General features: G+C 70.5%; 18 protein-coding genes and 1 pseudogene. 6 read left to right on the forward strand and 13 right to left on the reverse strand.

All coding sequences use genetic code 11. The features are described from left to right. Positions 1–13: 13 nt before the first annotated feature. The 9 genes from ACGFY5_RS06920 to ACGFY5_RS06960 all read right to left on the reverse strand — a co-directional run bounded on the left by ACGFY5_RS06920 (position 14) and on the right by ACGFY5_RS06960 (position 9,803). Entirely contained in the window at positions 14–481 is a 468-nt protein-coding gene (locus ACGFY5_RS06920) for a VOC family protein (RefSeq protein WP_392718127.1), read from the reverse strand. After that, complete coding sequence (locus tag ACGFY5_RS06925; RefSeq protein ID WP_392718129.1) at positions 478–1,830, reverse strand: ABC transporter permease; 1,353 nt, start codon at positions 1,828–1,830, stop codon at positions 478–480. Before ACGFY5_RS06925 ends, ACGFY5_RS06920 begins: the two co-directional genes overlap by 4 nt. Then, complete coding sequence (locus ACGFY5_RS06930; protein WP_392718131.1) at positions 1,827–3,350, reverse strand: sugar ABC transporter ATP-binding protein; 1,524 nt, start codon at positions 3,348–3,350, stop codon at positions 1,827–1,829. Before ACGFY5_RS06930 ends, ACGFY5_RS06925 begins: the two co-directional genes overlap by 4 nt. A gap of 12 nt (positions 3,351–3,362) precedes the next feature. Beyond that, positions 3,363–4,361 (reverse strand): sugar ABC transporter substrate-binding protein, encoded by a 999-nt coding sequence (locus ACGFY5_RS06935; protein WP_392718133.1) that lies wholly within the window; start codon positions 4,359–4,361, stop codon positions 3,363–3,365. 73 nt (positions 4,362–4,434) lie between these two features. Further along, entirely contained in the window at positions 4,435–5,397 is a 963-nt protein-coding gene (locus ACGFY5_RS06940) for an alpha-ketoacid dehydrogenase subunit beta (protein WP_392718134.1), read from the reverse strand. Next, positions 5,390–6,334 (reverse strand): thiamine pyrophosphate-dependent dehydrogenase E1 component subunit alpha, encoded by a 945-nt coding sequence (locus tag ACGFY5_RS06945; protein ID WP_392718136.1) that lies wholly within the window; start codon positions 6,332–6,334, stop codon positions 5,390–5,392. Before ACGFY5_RS06945 ends, ACGFY5_RS06940 begins: the two co-directional genes overlap by 8 nt. Before the next feature lie 68 nt (positions 6,335–6,402). Beyond that, entirely contained in the window at positions 6,403–7,833 is a 1,431-nt protein-coding gene (locus tag ACGFY5_RS06950; protein WP_392718138.1) for a lyase family protein, read from the reverse strand. Next, positions 7,833–8,618, reverse strand: a complete 786-nt coding sequence (locus ACGFY5_RS06955; protein ID WP_392718140.1) for an SDR family NAD(P)-dependent oxidoreductase — start codon at positions 8,616–8,618, stop codon at positions 7,833–7,835. The genes ACGFY5_RS06950 and ACGFY5_RS06955 overlap by 1 nt, the downstream gene beginning before the upstream one ends. Positions 8,619–9,068: 450 nt before the next feature. After that, positions 9,069–9,803, reverse strand: a complete 735-nt coding sequence (locus tag ACGFY5_RS06960) for a DUF2786 domain-containing protein (RefSeq protein ID WP_392718142.1) — start codon at positions 9,801–9,803, stop codon at positions 9,069–9,071. An 83-nt stretch (positions 9,804–9,886) separates the two neighbouring features. Here ACGFY5_RS06960 and ACGFY5_RS06965 point away from each other — a divergent pair, with 83 nt between their 5' ends. The 3 genes from ACGFY5_RS06965 to ACGFY5_RS06975 are packed head-to-tail and all read left to right on the forward strand — an operon-like array spanning position 9,887 to position 12,992. Further along, positions 9,887–10,807: a diacylglycerol/lipid kinase family protein gene (locus ACGFY5_RS06965; protein ID WP_392718144.1), complete on the forward strand. Its 921-nt coding sequence runs from the start codon at positions 9,887–9,889 to the stop codon at positions 10,805–10,807. Then, a complete protein-coding gene (locus ACGFY5_RS06970) occupies positions 10,804–12,024 on the forward strand; it encodes a deoxyguanosinetriphosphate triphosphohydrolase (protein ID WP_392718146.1) in 1,221 nt (406 codons plus the stop codon). Before ACGFY5_RS06965 ends, ACGFY5_RS06970 begins: the two co-directional genes overlap by 4 nt. Then, complete coding sequence (locus tag ACGFY5_RS06975; RefSeq protein WP_392718147.1) at positions 12,021–12,992, forward strand: aldo/keto reductase; 972 nt, start codon at positions 12,021–12,023, stop codon at positions 12,990–12,992. The genes ACGFY5_RS06970 and ACGFY5_RS06975 overlap by 4 nt, the downstream gene beginning before the upstream one ends. A gap of 99 nt (positions 12,993–13,091) precedes the next feature. On the opposite strand, the gene ACGFY5_RS06980 is transcribed toward ACGFY5_RS06975, so the two are convergent. Together ACGFY5_RS06980 and ACGFY5_RS06985 are read right to left on the reverse strand one after the other, a co-directional pair. Beyond that, complete coding sequence (locus ACGFY5_RS06980; RefSeq protein WP_392718149.1) at positions 13,092–13,508, reverse strand: rhodanese-like domain-containing protein; 417 nt, start codon at positions 13,506–13,508, stop codon at positions 13,092–13,094. Further along, positions 13,505–14,176 (reverse strand): PhzF family phenazine biosynthesis protein, encoded by a 672-nt coding sequence (locus ACGFY5_RS06985; protein ID WP_392718151.1) that lies wholly within the window; start codon positions 14,174–14,176, stop codon positions 13,505–13,507. The genes ACGFY5_RS06980 and ACGFY5_RS06985 overlap by 4 nt, the downstream gene beginning before the upstream one ends. Positions 14,177–14,296: 120 nt before the next feature. On the opposite strand from ACGFY5_RS06985, the gene dnaG reads away from it, so the two are divergent. Continuing rightward, positions 14,297–16,294 (forward strand): DNA primase, encoded by a 1,998-nt coding sequence (dnaG, locus tag ACGFY5_RS06990; RefSeq protein ID WP_392718153.1) that lies wholly within the window; start codon positions 14,297–14,299, stop codon positions 16,292–16,294. A gap of 1 nt (position 16,295) precedes the next feature. Further along, the gene (locus tag ACGFY5_RS06995) at positions 16,296–16,823 is read left to right on the forward strand and encodes a hypothetical protein (protein ID WP_392718155.1); all 528 of its coding nucleotides are present in this window, start codon (positions 16,296–16,298) and stop codon (positions 16,821–16,823) included. A 45-nt stretch (positions 16,824–16,868) separates the two neighbouring features. On the opposite strand, the gene ACGFY5_RS07000 is transcribed toward ACGFY5_RS06995, so the two are convergent. Then, positions 16,869–17,792 carry a hypothetical protein gene (locus tag ACGFY5_RS07000; RefSeq protein WP_392718157.1) on the reverse strand — a complete coding sequence of 308 codons (924 nt, stop codon included), beginning with the start codon at positions 17,790–17,792 and terminating at the stop codon, positions 16,869–16,871. A 1-nt stretch (position 17,793) separates the two neighbouring features. Continuing rightward, a complete protein-coding gene (locus ACGFY5_RS07005) occupies positions 17,794–18,141 on the reverse strand; it encodes a GntR family transcriptional regulator (RefSeq protein WP_392718159.1) in 348 nt (115 codons plus the stop codon). A 21-nt stretch (positions 18,142–18,162) separates the two neighbouring features. Here ACGFY5_RS07005 and ACGFY5_RS07010 point away from each other — a divergent pair. Further along, positions 18,163–18,705: pseudogene (locus ACGFY5_RS07010) on the forward strand (HD family hydrolase); the annotation flags it as partial. Between the last annotated feature and the right edge of the window lies 1 nt (position 18,706).

Below are 18,706 nucleotides of genomic sequence, written 5' to 3' on the forward strand. Positions count from 1 at the left end.
CGCACGGGGGGCGTCAGCGCGTAGGGGGCTGCACCAACTCGAGCGTCACCCGGTCCGGGTCGAAGAAGTAGCAGGTGTATCCGCCCTTGTTCACCCCCGCCGTGATCTCGTTCGGCGGCGAGATGAACTCGACCCCCGCGGCACTGAGCCGCTCGTACGTGCCCAGCGCGTCATCGGTCGTGAACGCCAGATGCGCCGCACCCGCGCGCTTCCGCTCGGGGTCGGTCGGCTCGGCCGCCGGCGACAGGTACTGCACCAACTCCAGATCGTGCGACGAGTTCGTCGACGACGCCGGCGACACCGCGAGCTGCGCCACGCGGAGCGAAGCGTCGGCGTACCCCACGAGGCGACGCGTGTACTCGTTGTCCTGCCGCTGCTCGTGCACCAGCACCATGCCCAGCAGGTCCCGGTAGAACCGGATCGACACATCCATGTCCGACACCGTGAACGAGAAGTGCCACAGCCCCGTCAACCCACTCACGAGCGAGCCGCCGACCCCGACGCGCCCGCGCCGCCCGCGCTCGTCGCGTCCGCATCGGTGTTGTTCGACTCGGCGGACGCCACCGTGACCGAGCCGGACCCAGCGCGGGCCGCGGCCGGCGAGGCCACATCCACAATTCCGGTGCCAGCCGCCTCGGCGGGGCCGGAAGCCGGAGTGACGGCGGGGACGTCGGAGGCGGTGAGTTTCTTGCGGCCGCCGCGCTTCTCGGCGAGGACGTAGATCGTGGCCGCGCCGATGATCACGACGCCCTTGATCAGGTCCTGGTAGTTCGCGCCGAGGTTCAGCACGCCGAACCCGTTGGCCAGCACGAACAGGATCAGCGCACCGATCACCGACTTCAGCACGTTGCCCGCGCCGCCGAACAGCGACGTTCCACCGAGGATCGCCGCGGCCAGCACCGTGAGCTCGATGCCGGTCAACGCCTGCGGGTTGATCGCCGAGAACCGCGACGCGTACAGGATGCCGACCAGCGCCGCGAACAGCCCGTTCAGCACGAACGGCATCACCTTGTACCGCGCCACCCGGATACCCGACAGGCGCGCCGCCTCCACGTTGCCGCCGACCGCGTACAGCCGCCGCCCCACCACGGTGAACTTCAAGACCGCCCAGGCGGCCAGGACGATCACCAGGAAGATCCAGACCTGCTTCGACAGCGCCCAGTACGTCGGGAAGAACACGATCGACACCGCGGCCAGCAGCGCACCGGCGAACACGTACCAGTACCCCTGCCCGTCGGTGACCCGACCGGCCTTCTCCCGGCGAATGGACCACACCCCGACCCCGACGAACGCGCACCCGACCACTGCGGCCCAGATCTTGAGGTTCACCGGCCAGTCGCCGGTCAGCAGGTCAGCGAGGCCGGTCTCGGTGGTCTGGATCGACCGCCCGTCGGTGAGGATGAACAGCAACCCGCGGATGCCGGTCATCGTCCCCAGCGTGACGATGAACGCGTTCACGCCCACGTACTGCACGAACACACCGTTGAACGCGCCCATCGCGACGCCGGTCAGCAACCCGAGCAGCAGCGCTATTCCCACGCCCAAGCCGCTGTTCAGCACCGTCAGCGTCACCCCGGCGGCCAACGCCCCGGTGGCCCCGATCGACAGGTCGAAGTTGCCGCTGATCAGGCAGATCGTCATGAACACCGCGAGGATGCCGACCTGCGCGGTCTGGTCCAGGATGTTCGCGCTGTTCAGCGCCGAAAGGTAGAACGGCCGACCGGTGCCGGCCGCGGCCGAGGTGAAAACCACCAGGATCAGCGCGAACGCGTACACCACGCCCGCGCGCTGGAGCCGGAACGGCGCAAGCCTTTCCTTGACAGTGCTCATCCGTTCCGTCCTTCGTTGGTGCCCAAACCGCTCGAGAGCGCGAGCAGCTCGGCTTCATCGGTGTCCTGCGTGTTCCGCTCGGCGACGATCCGTCCGCCGCGGACGACCAGGATGCGTTGGGCGACGGCGAGCAGTTCCTCGAACTCCGAGGAGACGATCACCACCGCGTTGCCGGCCCGGGCGAATCCCCGGACCAGCTCGAGGATGTCGGCCTTGGCGCCCACGTCGACGCCGACCGTCGGCTCGTCGAGCAGGTACGCGCACGCGTCGCCGTACATCCACTTGGCGAACACGACCTTCTGCGCGTTACCACCCGAGAGTGAACTCACCGGCGTGGTGACCGACGGCGTGCGCACCTTCAGGTCCGCCACGGCACGGTCCGCACGTGCGTGCTCGGCTTCCGCGTCGGGAAGCATCCGCCTTTTACTGAGTTTTTGGACGTCCGGCAGCGTGGTGTTGCGCCAGATCTCCCAGCCGCTCACCAGCCCTTGCCGGTTACGGTCCTCGGGTACGAGCGCCAGGCCGGCACGAACCCGCTGGTCGACGCGCTTCCCCACGTTCCTGCCGTGGATCTTCACGGTTCCGGAGCACCGCTCGTCGGCCCCGAAGATCGCTTCGAGGATCTCCGACCGGCCCGAGCCGAGCATCCCGGCCAGGCCGATGACCTCGCCGGCCCGCACGGTGATCGACACGTCGTCGACACCGCTGGGGGAGTTCAACCGGATCGCCTCGAGCACCGGCGGGGCGTCCGCCGCCACCGGCGCCATCCGCGTGTCCTCCATCGCCGAGAGCTTCCGGCCGACCATCAGGTCGACCAGCTTCTCTTCGTCCAGCGACGACGTCGGCCCGGTGAACACCATCCGACCGTCCCGGAGCACCGACACCTCGTCGGTGAGCTCCAGGACCTGGTCGAGGAAGTGCGAGCAGAAGACGAAAGAGGTGCCCTCGGACTCCCGGAGCCGGTTGACGGCCCGGAACAGCAGCTCGACCTCGGCCGACGCCATCGAGGCCGTCGGCTCGTCCATGCAGATGAGGGTCGCGCCGGCGGCCAGCGCCTGCGCGACCGCGACCATCTGACGCTCACCGATCGGCAGGTCGCCGACCAGGGCGTTCGGATCGGGGCGGTACCCGAACCGCTCGCAGAGCGCGTCGTACTGCGCGAGCAGCCGTCCGCGCCGGAACAGGCCCGACATCTCGCCGAGGAACACGTTCTCGAGCACGGACAGCGTCGGCACCAGCGGAATGTGCTGATACATCGTGGCCACTCCGGCGGCGCGGGGAGCCGCCGGAGTCGACCAGTCAACCTTCGTGCCTTGCCAGATCAGCTCGCCCGCGCTCGGTTCGTGAGCGCCCGCGATGATCTTGAACAGGGTGGACTTGCCCGCGCCGTTGGCGCCCACGAGCCCGTGGATGGAGCCACGAGCAATCGTGAGGTCGACGTCCCGCAGCGCAACCGTCCCGTTCGGGAACCGCTTGGAGACATTTTGTACCGCGAGCAGCGGCGTGGTTGGGTCACCCATAGTTGTGTCAGCTCACCACTGCGGGTCGCAGTCAGCGACGTTGGACTTGTCGATCGACGGGGTGTCGTAGAAGACGAGCTTGGCGGTGCCGTAGTTCTCGTCCTGGATCGCCTTCTTCAGCTCCTCGGCGGCCTTCTTGCCACCGTCGACCGGCTTGTAGCAGATCGTGCCGGTCAGGCCGCCGTCCTTGATGGCTTCCACGCCGAGCTTCGAGCCACCGACACCGAAGACCAGCGCCTTGGACTTGGCCGCCGCGACCGCCTTCTGGCAGCCCACACCCATGTCGTCGGAGATCGCGTAGATGCCGACGAGGTCCGGGTGGGCGTTGAGGATGCTGGCGCAGGCCGACTGGCCCTGGTCGGCGACCCAGCCGCCGGGCTGCTCGGCGACGACGGTGAACTTGCCGGCGGTCGCCGTCTTGAACTTCTCCACCCGCAGCGTGTTCTCGGCGTACCCGGGGGCGCCGATGATCACCGCGACGTTGCCACCGTTGGGCAGCGCCTTCAGCATCGCCTGGCCGGTCTGCTCACCGGCGCCGGTCTCGTCCTCGATGACCAGCGCGGACAGCTTCGGGTAGACGTCGTCGATCTTGCGGTCGGCGCCGATGATGCTGTGGTAGCTGACGACCTTGATGCCGGCCGCGGTGAACTGGTCGACGAACTTCGCCGCCTCCGCCGCGTTCGCCGGGATCATCACGACGCCGTCGGGCTTCTGCGCGATGATGTTCTGGACGTTGGCCGCCTCGGTCTGGACGTCGTTCTTGCCGTCCAGGTTCGCGATGATCTCGCAGCCGATGCTCTTCGCGGCCTCTTCGATGCCCTGCGCGCCGGCGTTCGGGAACGGGAACCCGGTGCCGGAGCCGTTGTCGATCGCGATCCGGCAGCCGTCGCTCTTCGAGCCGCTCGACGCGGTGTTCTCCGGCTCGCTGGCACAGCCAGCGAGAGCCAGGGCCACCGCTCCCGCGAGGGCCACGTAAGTAATGGGTCTCTTCAGGCCCAGGCCTCGTCGCATCTGGGGTCCTTTCTTGTCTTCCGGGATTTTCAGGGGTTGGGAGACATTCAGTCAAACGTTTGACTTCACGGCCTCAGCCGCGCTTCGCCAACTCGCCGATCGCGGTGGCGATGCCCTGGACGTCGGGAATCAGGGCGTTCGCGAGCACTGGCGCGGCGGGCAGGCGCATGTCGGGCACGGCGATCCGGACCGGCGGTGCGTACAGCCGGACACCCTGCTCGACGACGCGGGCAACCACCTCGGCGCCGAAGCCACCGGTGCGGTTCGCCTCGTGGACGACCGCGAGCCGGCCGGTGCGGCGCACCGACGCGATCACCTCGTCCCACGGGAAGGGGTTGAGCCAGACGGTCTCGAGGACCTCGGCGTCGCTCTCGCGAGCCGCTTCCTCCACCCGGCGGGTGATCGCGCCCCAGGTGACGACCGTGACCGCGTCGCCGTCCTGACGCTTCCGGAGGCCGCCGATCGGCTGCACCGGTCCGTCGACATCGACTTCGGCCTTCGCCCCGTGGTACAGCGTCCGGTTCTCGATGACGATCGTCGGGTCGTCGCAGTGCACCGCGGAGAGCGTCAGGTCGTACGCGTCCTGCGGTGTACTCGGCATGCACACCCGGATACCGGGTGTGTGCAGGAAAAACGCCTCCAGGTTCTGCGAGTGCTGGGCACACGCGCCGGGGGAGTTGCCCTGCTGGGTACGGATCGTCAGCGGGGCTGTGGTTTGCCCGTTCGACACGTAACGAACATTCGCTGCCTGATTGACGACCTGGTCGAGCGCGACCAGGAAGAAGTCCGACCACATGATCTCGACGATCGGCCGGCGACCGAACATCGCGGCACCGACGGCCGAGCCGAGGATCGCCGACTCGGAGATCGGGGTGTCGAACACCCGGTCGCCGATCGCCTTGTGCAGGCCCTTCGAGACGCCGTGCACGCCACCGGGCTTGCCGACGTCCTCGCCGTAGAGGAGGGTCTCAGGGATCTCCTCCAGGCAGCGGCGGAGCGCCGCGTTCACGGCCTCGGCGTAGCTCAACTTACGCATACAGGTGCTCCTTGACCGTGGCGGGATCGGCGAGCGGGGCCTTGAGGGCGGCTTCGGCGGCCTTCTCGATCTCGTCGCGGGCTTTGCTTTCCGCGTCATCGATCTCGGAGCTGCTGACGCCCTGCTTTTTGAGTTCGCGCGTGGCCGCCGCGATCGGCTCGACCTCCGCGGCTGCTTCCAGCTCGCCGGGGCGGCGGTACTGCTCGGGGTCGCCGATGTAGTGGCCGACCAGGCGCTGCGTCATCAGTTCCAGCAGGGCGGGGCCGCCGCCCTCGCGCGCGGCCTCGATCGCGTCGCCGACCCGTTCCCGGACGACCGCCGGGTCGTTGCCGTCGATCCGCTCGCCGAGGATGCCGTACGCCCGGGCCCGCTCCGCGAGGATCGGGTTGCGCACCATCTCGTCGATCGGCGTCAGCTCCGACCAGCTGTTGTTCTCGCAGATGAAGATCACCGGCAGATCGAGCGCGGCCGCGAAGTTCATCGATTCGTGCACGGCGCCCTGGTTCATCGCCCCGTCGCCGAACACCGTCAGCGCGATGCGGTTCGTGCCGTCGTACTTACCGGCCAGCGCGGCGCCGACCGCGAGCGGCGCTCCCGCGCCGACGATCGAGTTCTCGCCGTGGAAACCGTGCGCGAAGTCGGAGAAGTACGCCGAGCCGCCACGTCCGCCGTTCACTCCGGTGGCGCGCCCCAGCAACTCGGCCAGAATGCCTTCCACGGGGACGCCACGCGCGACGGCCCAGTTGTGGCCGCGATAGGTGGCGAACAGGGCGTCGTCGTCGCCGAGGACGGAGCAGGCGCCGACCGGGCCGGCCTCCTGGCCGATCGACAGGTGCACCGAGCCCACGATGTCGTTGCTCGCGCGGAGCTCGCGGACCTTCTCCTCCAGCAGGCGGATTCGCCACATCTGGTGGAGATCAGCTAGCAGGGTGCTCATTGAATTCTTTTCGACCGACCTCTGCGATGACTGCCCAGCCTGCGGGGATGCGTGAGGTTGAAAAGAGTTCACTGGTTCTCCTTCGCGTTCGCCCACTGGGTGAGTGCGGCGTCGCAGATCCGCTCGTTTTCACCGAGATAGTGCTCGGGAGTGATCGGGGTCTTCGTGGCGGCCTTCACGGCCGGGTCGGTCGCGGCGATGTCGGCGACGGCGTTCTGCAGCGTCTTGCCGTTCTGGCGGGCCGCGCGGGCAGCGTCGTACACGACGTCGTGGGCGTGCTCCCGGCCGAGCTGCGGCGCCAGCTTGAACATGTACGCCTCGGCGAGCACCAGCCCACCGTCCGCGTCGAGGTTCGCGCGCATGACGTCCTCGAAGACACGCAGGTCGCGGACGATCTCGGCGGCCAGCGCCACCGCGGACGCCGCCGAGCAGGCGAGCTCGGGCAAGACGAGCCACTCGATCTGCCACTCGCCGGCGGCCCGTTCGTGGCCCGCCTCCAGCGCGCGGTGCAGGGCCGGGAGGAGCGTCGCCGCGAAGCTGCTGAACCCGAGGATCGCCTCGGACGAGATCGGGTTCGCCTTCTGCGGCATCGTCGAGGACGCGCCGCGGTGGTGACCGTCGGCTTCCTTGAGCTCGCCGATCTCGGTGCGGGACAGGTCGACGACCTCGCGGGCGATGCGGCCCGCGGTACCGGCGGCGAGGGCCAGCGCGCCGCCGAACTCGACGAGGCGGTCGCGGGCGACGTGCCAGGGGACGTCGTCGACCTGGAGGTGGAGCTCTTCGGCCATGCGGCGGCGGACCTCGGCGGCGTCCTGTCCGAGGGCGGCGGAGGTGCCGCCGGCGCCGTAGAGGGAGAGCGTGCGGACCTCCTCGCGCGCCCGTTGGACGCGGTGGAGGTCGCGGGCGACCTGGGCGAGGTAGACCGCGAGCTTCGTGCCGAAGGTGGTGGGGACCGCCTGCTGGGCGTGGGTGCGTGCGGCCGTGACGGTGTTCGTGTGCTTCTTGGTCTGGACGGCCAGCGCGTCGCCGAACTCGGTGATGACCTCGATCATCCGGTCGCCGGCGGCGACGAGCTGGAGCACCAGGCCGGTGTCCATGACGTCCTGCGTGGTGGCGCCCCAGTGGATGTGGCCGTCGGGGCCCTCCGGGAGCTGCCCGGAGAGCTGACGCACCAGCGGGAGCACCGGGTAGCCGACGTTGCGGGCCTGCTCCCAGAGCAGGTCGCGGTCGATGCGGTCGGTGGTACTGATCGCGGCGAGCGCGTCGGCGTCGGCCGTGGTGACGACGCCGACCTGGGCTTCCGCGCGGGTGAGCGCGAGCTCGGCGCGCAGCCAGCCGTCGATCGTGGCGGCCTCGCCGAAGATCTCCGCCATCGCGGTGTCGGCGTAGAGCGCGGTCAGCAGCCGGAACGGCCCCGGTCGTGCCCCGGAGGATGGGGTCGCCGCCCGTCCGTTCAACTGTGCTGGCACCGGGGTGCCATCGAATGCGGGGGCGCTCATCAGTCCATCTCCAGTCCGCCGTCGACGTTGACCGCCTGGCCGGTCACGAACGAGGCAAGATCACTCACCAGGAACAACACGACCGCGGCGAGCTCGGCGGGGTCACCGTCGCGGCCCAGGGCGCAGGCTGACTTCACCTGGGCCAGGTACTCCTCGCCCGCACCGGCGCCGAACTGCCGGGCGCGGTCGGCGATGATCTCGTCCCACATCGGCGTCAGGAAGACGCCGGGGCACACCGCGTTGACCCGGATGGTCGGCCCGTAGGCGAGAGCGGCGGACTTCGTGAGGCTCAGGAGCGCGGCTTTGCTCGCCGCGTAGTGCACCGCGTTCGGGCGCCCGGACCGGCCGGCGACGCTCGCCAGCGTCACGATCGCGCCGCGGTTCATCGACGCGGCGGCGGCCTGCGTCAGCAGGAAGGTCGACGTGAGGTTGACGTCGATGATCCGGCGCCAGGCGGCCTCGGTGACGTCGGGCAGCGGAACGGTCTCCATGATGCCGGCGCAGTTGACCAGCGTGTCGAGGCCCTGCAGTTCGTTGGCGACCGTTGCCACCAGGGCAGCGGGCGCGTTCTCGGCGGTGAGTTCCGCCGGCGCCTTGAGCACGTTCTCCGCGCCGTGCTTCGCGGCCAGGGCCTCGGCGGCGGTGTCCAGCCGGGATCCGGGGAGGTCGCTGAGGGCCACTCGTGCACCGGCCTGCAGCAGGGTTTCGGCACACGCCAGACCGAGGCCGCCGGCGGCGCCGGTTACCAGCGCGCGGCGTCCGGTGAGATCGATGGCGATAGCCACGTAACCTCCAGGTCAATCGGTTGACCGGCACGTTAGCAGCGTGTTTCGTCCCTCACAAGAGCAAACGTTTGACTAGCGTTTCGCGCACTCCTCGTCCCCACGGCGCGCCACCGAGCCACAAGCGCCGCCTGTCGCCCGCGCGCCTGCCTCCCGCCTGCGCGCGTGCGGCTGTGCGCCTCCGCGCGTGCGGCCTGCGCTCTGCGCGTGTCCGCGCCTGCCTTGGCGCGTGCGGCCCGCGCCCGCGGCGTGCGCGCCTCTGCGCCCGCGGCGTTCGCGCCTCCGCGCCCGCGGCCTGTGCGCCTCCGCGCGTGCGGCCCGCGCCCGCGGCGTGCGCGCCTCCGCGCCCGCGGCGTGCGCGGCTCCGCGCCCGCGGCCTGTGCGCCTCCGCGGGTGCGGGCCGTGCGCCTGCGGGCCGTGCGTCGGTGCGTCGGTGGCCTGCGCGTCTGTGGGTCAGCGGCCTAGGGTGCCGCGGCGGGTGCGGAGGGAGGGGCCGCCCAGGTCGGCTCGGTGGCCGGCGGCGGCGCCGTCGCGGTGGCCGCTGCCGCTGAGGTAGCGGGCGCCCATCGTGCCGAGGCGGGGGAACGTCTCGGTGAACCGCTGGTCGACGATCCGCTGGCGGTCGGCGAGCACCACCTCGGCCGAGCGCCCGGCCGCGCTCGTAGCGGCCGAGCCGGTGGCCTCCGCCCGGGCCCGCTCCTCCGCCTCGGTCAACCGGCGGTGAACTGTCGCGCTGAACCCCACGAGCCACGTCCGCCGGTACGCGGCGACGTGCTCCCCGGGCGGAACCTCCGCGGCGAGCAACCCCCGCGCGGCCTGCAACAGCAACGACGTGAACAGGATCTCGGTGCGTTCGATGTCGGACGAGTACCCGAACAGCAGCGCCTTCGTCCCGCGCCCCCGATACCCCGACTTGTGGATCACGCGCAGCCCCAGCGCCCGGGCGATCCCCGCCAACAACCCGAACTTGTCCCGCGCGTACGGCGGATCCACCGGGATCTCCCGGTCGGCGATCGCGTCAGCGGTTTCGTCACCGTCGGCGAGCATCGCCCGATCGACCCCGTACCGGGCCATCAACTCCGCGGCCTTCGCGGTGAACGTCTCGGCCTCGGCAGGGCTCGCCGCCGGGTCCTCGGCCTGCGCGAGCAGCTTGCGGATGACCGCGAGCTTGGCGTCCGTTGCACTCATGCGAGCCACCCTCACAGCTCCCGGACCCCACGTCGACACCCGCCGGAGTCGCTGTGGATAACTGCGCCACCTAGGCTCGGACCATGCCGCAAGAGCTGCTGGTGATCGTCAACGAGGGTGCTGGCAGTACCGAGCTCGCCGCCGTCGACAAAGCGGTCGAGGTTCTCCGCCGCGTCGCCGACGTCGTCGTGGCGCGGACGGCCGACCTCGACGCCCTCGGCGCGGCCCTCCGCGTCCACCGCGAACGCACCACAGTGCTCGCCGGCGGTGACGGTTCGCTGCACGCGGCGGTCCAACTGCTGCACGACGCCCACCAGCTCGATCCGGCGCGGCCGTTCGGCCTGATCCCGCTGGGCACCGGCAACGACCTGGCCCGCACGCTGGGCATCCCGCTCGACCCGGTCGGCGCCGCCGAGACCGTCCTCGACGGTTACCCGCGCGCGCTCGACATCGCCGTCGACAACACCGGGGAAGTGCTGGTCAACGCCGCGCACGCCGGAGTCGGCGCGGAAGCGGGGCGCCTGGCCACCGGCTGGAAGCCGACGCTCGGCGTCGCGGCCTACCCGCTCGGCGGCCTCGTCGCGGGGTTCACCAGCGAGGGCTGGCACATGGACATCGAAGTGGACGGCAAGCAGGTCCACGACGCCGAGACGCCGGTGCTGATGCTCGGCATCGGGAACGGGCGTTCCATCGGCGGCGGTACGCCACTGGCTCCGAACGCCGAGCCCGACGACGGCCTCCTCGACGTCGTGGTCGCCGACGTCCAGGGTCCGCGCAACCGTTACGAGTACGGCCTGGCGCTGCGCAACGGCGTCCACATCCGTCGTGAGGACGTGCACGTCTACCGGGGCAGCACCGTCGTCCTGAAGGCGCCGGAAGGCGCCGACGTGTTCCGCGTGAACACCGACGGCGAGATCAGCGACGAGGTCACCCATCGCTCCTGGGAAGTGAAACCGGGCGTCTATTCGATCCTGGTCTCGGGCTCGGCGCGAGCCGTCTGGTGAACGACGCGAGAGCCGCCGAACGGCTGGTCGCCGAACCGGCCAAGGACCCAGGCACCGGCCGCACGCCGTACCAGCGTGACCGGGCCCGCGTCCTGCACTCCGCCGGCTTCCGTCGGCTGGCCGCCAAGACCCAGGTGATCACCGTCGGGGAGGACGACTTCCTGCGCACCCGCCTCACCCACTCGCTCGAGGTCGCCCAGATCGCCCGCGAGATGGGCGTCGCGCTCGGCGCCGACCCGGACGTCGTCGACACTGCGGGGCTCGCCCACGACCTGGGGCATCCGCCGTTCGGGCACAACGGCGAGGACGCGCTGAACGTCGTCGCGGAGCTCGCCGGTGGCTTCGAGGGCAATGCGCAGACCCTGCGGGTCGTCAGCCGCCTCGAAGCCAAGGTCCCCGGCGCCGGCCTCAACCTCACCCGCGCGACGCTCGACGCGATCACGAAGTACCCGTGGGGGCGTCGGCCGGGCAACCGCAAGTTCAACTACTACGCGGACGACGAGCCGGTCTTCCGCTGGTACCGCGATGAGGCGCCCGAGGGGAAACGCTGCCTCGAGGCCCAGATCATGGACTGGGCCGACGACGTCGCGTACTCCGTGCACGACCTGGAGGACGGCGTCCACGCCGGACACGTACGCGTCGAACGGCTCGCCGACCCCGACGAACGCGACGCCCTCTGCGCCGACGTGGCCCGCTATTACTCGCCCGAGTCCCCTGAGGACCTGCGCGTCGTCCTGACCGAGATCCTCGCCGAGCCGGTCATGGAGGGCCTGGCGAGTTACGACGGCAGCCACCTCGCGCAGTCGCGGCTCAAGCAGGTCACGAGCGCGCTGGTGGGGCGCCTGTCGGCAGTCGCCGTGCACGCCACCCGGGAGAAGTCCGGCCCGGGGCCCCTCCACGGCCACGCGGCCGACCTGGAGATACCGCGCCGGGCCCGCGCCGAATGCGCGCTGCTCAAAGGACTGGCTCTCCGGTACGTCATGAACCGGCCCGGCGCCGCCGCCCGCTATGTGTGGCAGCGCGAAATCCTCGTCCAATTGGTCGAGGCGCTCTGCCACCGCGCCCCGGAGGCCCTCGACCCGGTGTTCGCTCCGCTGTGGAAAGACGCCGCCGACGACGCCGCGCGCCTGCGCGTCGTCATCGACCAGGTCGCCAGCCTCACCGACCCGGCAGCAGTGGCCTGGCACGACCATCTCACCGGAGGGAAGCCACGATGAAGTACGCCCGACTCGGCAGGACCGGTCTGGAAGTCTCCCGGATCTGCCTGGGCTGCATGACCTACGGCGACCCCGACCGCGGGAACCACGCGTGGACCCTCCCCGAAGAGGAATCCCGCCCGTTCATCCAGAAGGCGCTCGAAGTCGGCATCAACTTCTTCGACACCGCCAACGTCTACAGCGACGGCAGCAGCGAGGAGATCGTCGGCCGCGCGCTGCGCGACTTCACCACCCGCGACGAGGTGGTCCTCGCCACCAAGGTGCACGGGCGCATGCACGAGGGTCCGAACGGCGGGGGCCTGTCCCGCAAGGCGATCCTGTGCGAGATCGACAACAGCCTGCGCCGCCTCGGCACCGACTACGTCGACCTCTACCAGATCCACCGGTTCGATCCGCAGACGCCGATCGAGGAGACCGCCGAGGCGCTGCACGACGTCGTCAAAGCCGGTAAGGCGCGCTACATCGGCGCGAGTTCGATGTGGGCGTGGCAGTTCGCGAAGTACCTCCACGTCCAGGAACGCAACGGCTGGACGCGGTTCGTCTCGATGCAGGACCACTACAACCTTCTCAACCGCGAGGAGGAGCGGGAGATGATCCCGCTGAGCATCGACGCGGGTGTCGGCCTCATCCCGTGGTCGCCGCTGGCGCGTGGACGCCTCACGCGTGACCCCGAGGTCACCACCGCGCGCAGCGAGACCGACGAGTTCGGCAGCCGCCTCTACGACCTCGACGCCGACCGCGCGGTCATCGCCGCCGTGGCACGGATCGCGGAGGAGCGTGGCGTTCCTCGTGCGCAGGTCGCGCTCGCGTGGATGTTGGCGCGTCCGGGGATCACCGCGCCGATCATCGGAGCGAGCAAGCTGTCCCATCTCGAGGACGCGGTGGCCGCCGTCGACCTCGAACTCACCCCGGACGAGATCGCCGCCCTCGAGAAGCCGTACGTACCGCACGCGGTCGCCGGCTTCTAGGCCCGACGGCCCGACGGCCCGCTCACCGCCGCGGCGGTGAGCGCCTGGTCGCCGAGGTCCTGGTACTGGGCGTTCAGATGGCACTCGCGCGGATGCTTCTCACGCCGATTCGGTGGCGAACTCGACCGGATGCCCGTCCAGCGTCCAGAAGTGAAATCCGCCCAGCATTTCCTTGACGCGGAACCCCAACTCGGCGAGGCGCAGGGCCGACTTCGTGGAGCCGTTGCAGTGCGGACCGTCGCAGTAGGTGATGTACATCTGCTCGCGATCGAGGGTGCTGGTGCTCTCCGCGGTGATGGTCCGGGTCGGCAGGTTCAGCGCTCCCGGCACGTGCCCGGCCGCGTACTTCTCCGGCGAGCGGGCGTCCACGACGACGAACCCCGTGACGCCGTTCGACAGGTCGCTCGCGACGTCGGCACAGTCTGTTTCGAAGCGGAACCGTGCACTCAGGCGAGCCACCGCCTCCTCCGGTTCCGCGGCCGGGACTCGGGTGACCAACCCCCGCAGGACCTTCATCGGACGAGCTCGAGCGTGCGTACGGCGGTGGTCCGGCCACCGAGCTCGACGGCGCCGTCGCCCGTGGGGCCGGCGATGAGGACCGAGCCGACGCCCTGGTGGATCTCGACCCGACGGCCGAGCGTGCCGACCAGCGCGACCGCGGCGGCGCCGGTGGCTTCGTCCTCCTGGATGCCCATGTCGAGCGGGAACGAGCGGGAACGCACGGTTCCGGCGGCTTCGTCGATCCAGGCCCAGACGTACTGCTGGCCCTCGGTCGGCAGCGGGTAGTTCTCGACGTCGGCGGCGCTGTCGAGCTGGCGGAAGTCGAACTTCGGCGTCCATTCCGGGCGGGCGGTGACCCACGTCAGTTCCGGCTCGTACCGCACCGGCACCGTTCCGGCGGGCGGGCGCAGGGCGTCGACCGGGGCGTTCTGGCGGGCGAGCAGCCACGCGGTGCCGACGGTCGGGTGACCGGCGAACGGCAGCTCGATGGCAGGGGTGAAGATCGCGATCGCGCCGGTCGCCGCGTCGTCGACGAAGACCGTCTCGCTGTAGCCCAGCTCGGCCGCGATGCGTTGACGGTCGGCGACGGGGACGCTCGTGCCCTCCAGGACGACGCCGAGCGGGTTGCCGGCCTGACCGTCGGGACCAGGGAAGACCAGCAGTTCGTGCACCTCGATGTTCATGGCGCTGAGCATGCCGTGGGTCAGGGTTGCTGGTCGACTGGCTGCTTTGCCGACCATCGCAAGATCTCTGCCAGCCAGGGCAGGCGCCGATTGTCGGAGGTTCGCCATAGACTCGACGCCGTGGCGGGGCGGATCAGGGACAGCGACATCGTGCTGGTGCGGGAACGTTCACCGATCGTTGACGTCGTGGGTGAGCGGGTGACGCTGCGGCCAGCGGGCGGTGGCACGTTCAAGGGGCTGTGCCCGTTCCACGACGAGAAAACCCCCTCTTTCAACATCAACCCGGCCAAAGGCGTCTACTACTGTTACGGCTGTGCTGAGGGCGGCGACGTCCTGAGCTTCGTCATGAAGACCGAGATGTTGACGTTCTCGGAAGCGGTCGAGCGGATGGCCGCGCGCGCGGGCATCCAGCTCACGTACACCGAGGCCGGGCCGGCGCCGGTCCGCAACACCGGTCAGCGGCAGCGGCTGATCGCCGCGCACACCGCGGCCGCCGAGTTCTACGCCGAGCAGCTCGGCACCCGGGACGCGATGCCCGCCCGCGAGTTCTTGGCCGCCCGGGGCTTCGGCCCCGACGCTGCCCGCCAGTTCGACTGCGGGTTCGCGCCCTCCGGCTGGGACGCGCTCACCAAGCACCTGCGCGGTCGCGGTTTCACCAACGAGGAACTGGTCACCGGTGGCATTTCGAAGGCCGCCCGCTCCGGGTCGCTGATCGACCGGTTCCGCGGGCGGCTGATCTGGCCGATCCGCGATCTCGGCGGCGAGGTGATCGGGTTCGGCGCCCGCCGGTTGCTCGAGGGCGACGACGGCCCGAAGTACCTCAACACCCCCGAGTCGCCGATCTACAAGAAGTCGCACGTGCTCTACGGGGTCGCGAACGCGAAGAAGGACATCGCGAAACAGCAGCGCGCGGTCGTGGTCGAGGGCTACACCGACGTGATGGCGTGCCACCTCGCGGGCGTGGTCACCGCGGTGGCCACCTGCGGCACCGCGTTCGGTGCCGACCACATCCAGGTGCTGCGTCGCCTCCTGATGGACCAGGACGAGTTCCGCGGCGAGGTGATCTTCACGTTCGACGGTGACGCGGCCGGGCAGAAGGCCGCGGTGCGTGCGTTCGAGGACGATCAGCGCTTCGTCGCGCAGACGTTCATCGCGGTGTCGCCGCAGAACATGGACCCCTGCGACCTGCGGCTCGCGCACGGCGACTCCGCGGTGCGCGACCTGGTGGCCCGCCGCGAACCGCTCGTCGCGTTCGTGTTGCGGACGCTGCTCGCGAAGTACGACCTCGACACGGTCGAGGGCCGGGTGGCCGCGCTGCGCGCCGCCGCGCCGCTGGTCGCGCGCATCAAGGACCGGGCGATGCGGCCGGAGTACGCGCGCAAGCTCGCCGGTGACCTCGGCATGGATCTGGAGCCCGTGCTCAAGGCCGTGAACGAGGCGGCGAAACAGGGTGGCGCGCCCGGGCGCGGTGGGCAGAATGGACGCGGCGCGGCGTCGTCGAACGGGCGCGGCGCGGGGGCGAACGGGCGCGGTGCGGGGCCCGATGCGCGTGGCGCGGGACCGGACGGGCGTGCGCCACGGCAGGGGAGCGCGCCTGACGAGGAGACCGAGTCGGCGAGCCCGGCAGGTGGGCGGCCCGATCCGGGTGACCGGGCGCTGATGGTCGAGCGCGAGGCGATCAAACTGGCCGTGCAGGAGCCGGTGCTCGCCGGGCCGCTGTTCGACGCGGTCGGCGAGGACGCGTACACGAACCCCGCCTACCGGTCGGTGCGGCGCGCGGTCGCGGTGGTCGGCGGTGCGGTGGCCGGCACGTCCGGCCCGGAGTGGGTGCAGGCGCTTGTCGACGCGTGCGACGACCTGGTCGGCAAGGCGCTGATCGTCGAGCTGGCGGTCGAGCGCCTGTTCAACGACGGCGAGATCGACCCGCGGTACGTCTCCGCGCAGATCAACGAGGTGCAGCGGCTCGCGACAGTGCGGCGGGTCGTCGCGGTCAAGTCCAAGTTGCAGCGAGTGAACCCGGTGGATGCCGTCGACGAGTACATGAAGCTCTTCGGTGAGCTGGTCGCGCTCGAGCAGTACCTGCACGGGCTGCGCGAACAGGCGATCGGAGGCCTCTGAGATGACGTTGCTCGACCGGTTGTTCCGCCGGGACGCCCCGCCGGTGACGCCGCCGCTGGATTCGGCCGACCGGGTCGTGGCGTGGGCCACCACCGCGGAGGCCGTCGCGGTCGCGAGTGTGCACGCGCTCTGGTTGCCGCCGAAGAAGGGCATCACCGATCAGGAGTGGCACCGGCTCGGCTGGCACGAGATCCACAAGGCGGTCTGGCGCGACGGGTCGCTCGTCGTGACGCCGGGCGTCGAGATCGAGCCGGGCGTCGTCGCGGACGGAGCGGTGCGGCGGTTGCGGCTGCCCGATCCGCGAGACCTGCCCGCGCAGGTGCGGGAGCGGGTCGAGCGCAGCGTCGCGTTCACCGAGCACCACGCGCTCGGTAGCGGCGGGGGAGTCCGGGTGCTCGCTCGGCGCGTGCCCGGTCAGGACGGGTTGATCTGGCAACTCCGCTTCGACGACCCGGCCGATCGCAACGTGCCGGCCGCCCGTGCCGAGGCCGAAGGCCTCTTGGCCGACGCCCGAGCCACCCGCGAATAGCCCGGCCGCTCGGGGCTCGACCGCTTGCGGCAACCCTGTGACCGTTCAGCGGGACGAACGGAGCGTCTCGAGAAGCGCGGCGGGCTCTTCGGGGTCGTCGAGCGTCACCGCGAAACGGCGGCCGCTCGTCGTCGTGACGGCCAGCCCTGGGCCGCTGCGCAGCACGATCGCGGTCTTACCGGGCCTCCACCGGTAGCCCCAGCCGCCCCACTCCGCCGGGTCGACCTGGATCGCGCCAACCTCGGCGATCCGCTGGAGCGGGATCCGCCGCAGCGGAATGTGCAGCGCGGCGGAGACCACCCGCAACCCTCGCCAGTCCACTGTCACTCGCAACCGGACGAACAGGGCGATCCCCAGCCCGGCGATCAGCAGGGGAGTCAGACCGAGCGCAGCGGCGCTCCGCATGATCGCGATCTGCACGGTCCCCATCGCGAGCAGCCCGATACCCACCCAGGCGAACAACGGTGCGGTGATCGTGCGGCTCCACGCCCCGGTCTCACCCGGCCGGAGTTCGATGTGTTGTGGTGGCGCCGCCATGCTCGGCGTCTCGCCGGGCGTCGACAGGAAGTAGGGAACGGCCGCGAAGGCCGAACAGGCCACCAGTGCAGTGACCCAGCCGCCCAGTACGGCGCCGTCGGGGGAGCCGGCGCGCAGCGTCAGCCAGGTGGGCACCAGCCACACTCCGGCCGCCATGCCGCCGACGAAGCCCAGCATCGCGAAGGCTCCGCGGACCGTACTGTTCGACGTGACCGCAATGGCCACGATCGCGCCGGCCACCGCGGCGGCGATGGCAAAGCTGGCGGTGCCGGCGAGCGCGGCGGTGGTGGTCATCGTGTCGTCGGGCGGTCCGCCCGCGTTGGTCCAGTGCGACGCCACCCGCTCGGGCAACCGGTCGCGCCACGCGAGCCAGGAGAGTCCGATCGCGATGGCCGGAACCCACATCGACACGGCCGCCAGGACACGTCGCATGTCACGCCCTCCCGATCAGCCGGACGATCTCTTCGTGCGTCATACCGAGCCGCTGCGCCTCGGTGAGGAGCTGATCGGCCAGCTCGCGGACGCGAATCAGGCCGGCGCTCGCCTCCGGGCGCACCCGTGCACCCCGGCCCTGGCGCATCTCGATCACGCCGTCGTCGCGGAGTGCGGCGTACGCGCGCAGCACCGTGTGCATGTTGACCTGCAGTGCCGTGGCCAGGTCGCGCGCGGGCGGGAGGCGCTCGCCCGGTGTGAGCGAGCCGTCCACGACCCCGCGGCGGATCTGCCGAGCGATCTGCTCAGCCAGCGGTGCCGCGGAGGAGTGATCGACTCGGAACAACATGTTCGCAATGATACTAGAACAATGCGTCGGACTAGGGTGGGCGCCGTGCTCATCGACCGCAATCCCTGGCCCGACGGCTTGGACTCGCGGCTGCAGCAGCAGTTGACGTTCATCGCGGAGGTCGACCAGCTCAAGACGGTGCTGCGTGCCTCGCCGCTCGCCGCGGCGGATCGGCGCGAGAACGACGCGGAGCACTCGTGGCACCTCGCGCTGATGGTGCTGTTGCTGGCGGAGTACGCCGACGAGCCGATCGACGTCGGGCACGCGATGCGGCTGGTGATCATCCACGATCTGGTGGAGATCTATGCGGGCGACAGTCCGGTGTTCGATCCTGCGGCCGTCGTTGGTCAGCAGGAACGGGAGGAAGCTGCGGCCGGGAAGCTGTTCACGCTGCTGCCCGACGATCAGGCGACGTACATCCGGGCGCTGTGGGACGAGTTCGAGGCGGGGGAGACGCCCGAGGCGCGGTTCTGCAAGGCGATGGACCGGCTCGAGCCGATGCTTCTCAACTGGCTCGCTCGGGGTGGGACGTGGCAGATGCCGGGGGCTACCGAGCGCACTGTTC

Source organism: Cryptosporangium sp. NPDC048952, from assembly GCF_043197895.1.
Lineage (GTDB): Bacteria > Actinomycetota > Actinomycetes > Mycobacteriales > Cryptosporangiaceae > Cryptosporangium.

Bases quoted from the DNA above. Each gene is read 5' to 3' on its own strand.
- ACGFY5_RS06925 (WP_392718129.1), bottom strand. From the start codon at position 1,830: ATGAGCACTGTCAAGGAAAGGCTTGCGCCGTTCCGGCTCCAGCGCGCG.
- ACGFY5_RS06930 (WP_392718131.1), bottom strand. From the start codon at position 3,350: ATGGGTGACCCAACCACGCCGCTGCTCGCGGTACAAAATGTCTCCAAG.
- ACGFY5_RS06935 (WP_392718133.1), bottom strand. From the start codon at position 4,361: ATGCGACGAGGCCTGGGCCTGAAGAGACCCATTACTTACGTGGCCCTC.
- ACGFY5_RS06940 (WP_392718134.1), bottom strand. From the start codon at position 5,397: ATGCGTAAGTTGAGCTACGCCGAGGCCGTGAACGCGGCGCTCCGCCGC.
- ACGFY5_RS06945 (WP_392718136.1), bottom strand. From the start codon at position 6,334: ATGAGCACCCTGCTAGCTGATCTCCACCAGATGTGGCGAATCCGCCTG.
- ACGFY5_RS06950 (WP_392718138.1), bottom strand. From the start codon at position 7,833: ATGAGCGCCCCCGCATTCGATGGCACCCCGGTGCCAGCACAGTTGAAC.
- ACGFY5_RS06960 (WP_392718142.1), bottom strand. From the start codon at position 9,803: ATGAGTGCAACGGACGCCAAGCTCGCGGTCATCCGCAAGCTGCTCGCG.
- ACGFY5_RS06965 (WP_392718144.1), top strand. From the start codon at position 9,887: ATGCCGCAAGAGCTGCTGGTGATCGTCAACGAGGGTGCTGGCAGTACC.
- ACGFY5_RS06975 (WP_392718147.1), top strand. From the start codon at position 12,021: ATGAAGTACGCCCGACTCGGCAGGACCGGTCTGGAAGTCTCCCGGATC.
- ACGFY5_RS06980 (WP_392718149.1), bottom strand. From the start codon at position 13,508: ATGAAGGTCCTGCGGGGGTTGGTCACCCGAGTCCCGGCCGCGGAACCG.
- ACGFY5_RS06985 (WP_392718151.1), bottom strand. From the start codon at position 14,176: ATGAACATCGAGGTGCACGAACTGCTGGTCTTCCCTGGTCCCGACGGT.
- ACGFY5_RS06995 (WP_392718155.1), top strand. From the start codon at position 16,296: ATGACGTTGCTCGACCGGTTGTTCCGCCGGGACGCCCCGCCGGTGACG.
- ACGFY5_RS07000 (WP_392718157.1), bottom strand. From the start codon at position 17,792: ATGCGACGTGTCCTGGCGGCCGTGTCGATGTGGGTTCCGGCCATCGCG.
- ACGFY5_RS07005 (WP_392718159.1), bottom strand. From the start codon at position 18,141: ATGTTGTTCCGAGTCGATCACTCCTCCGCGGCACCGCTGGCTGAGCAG.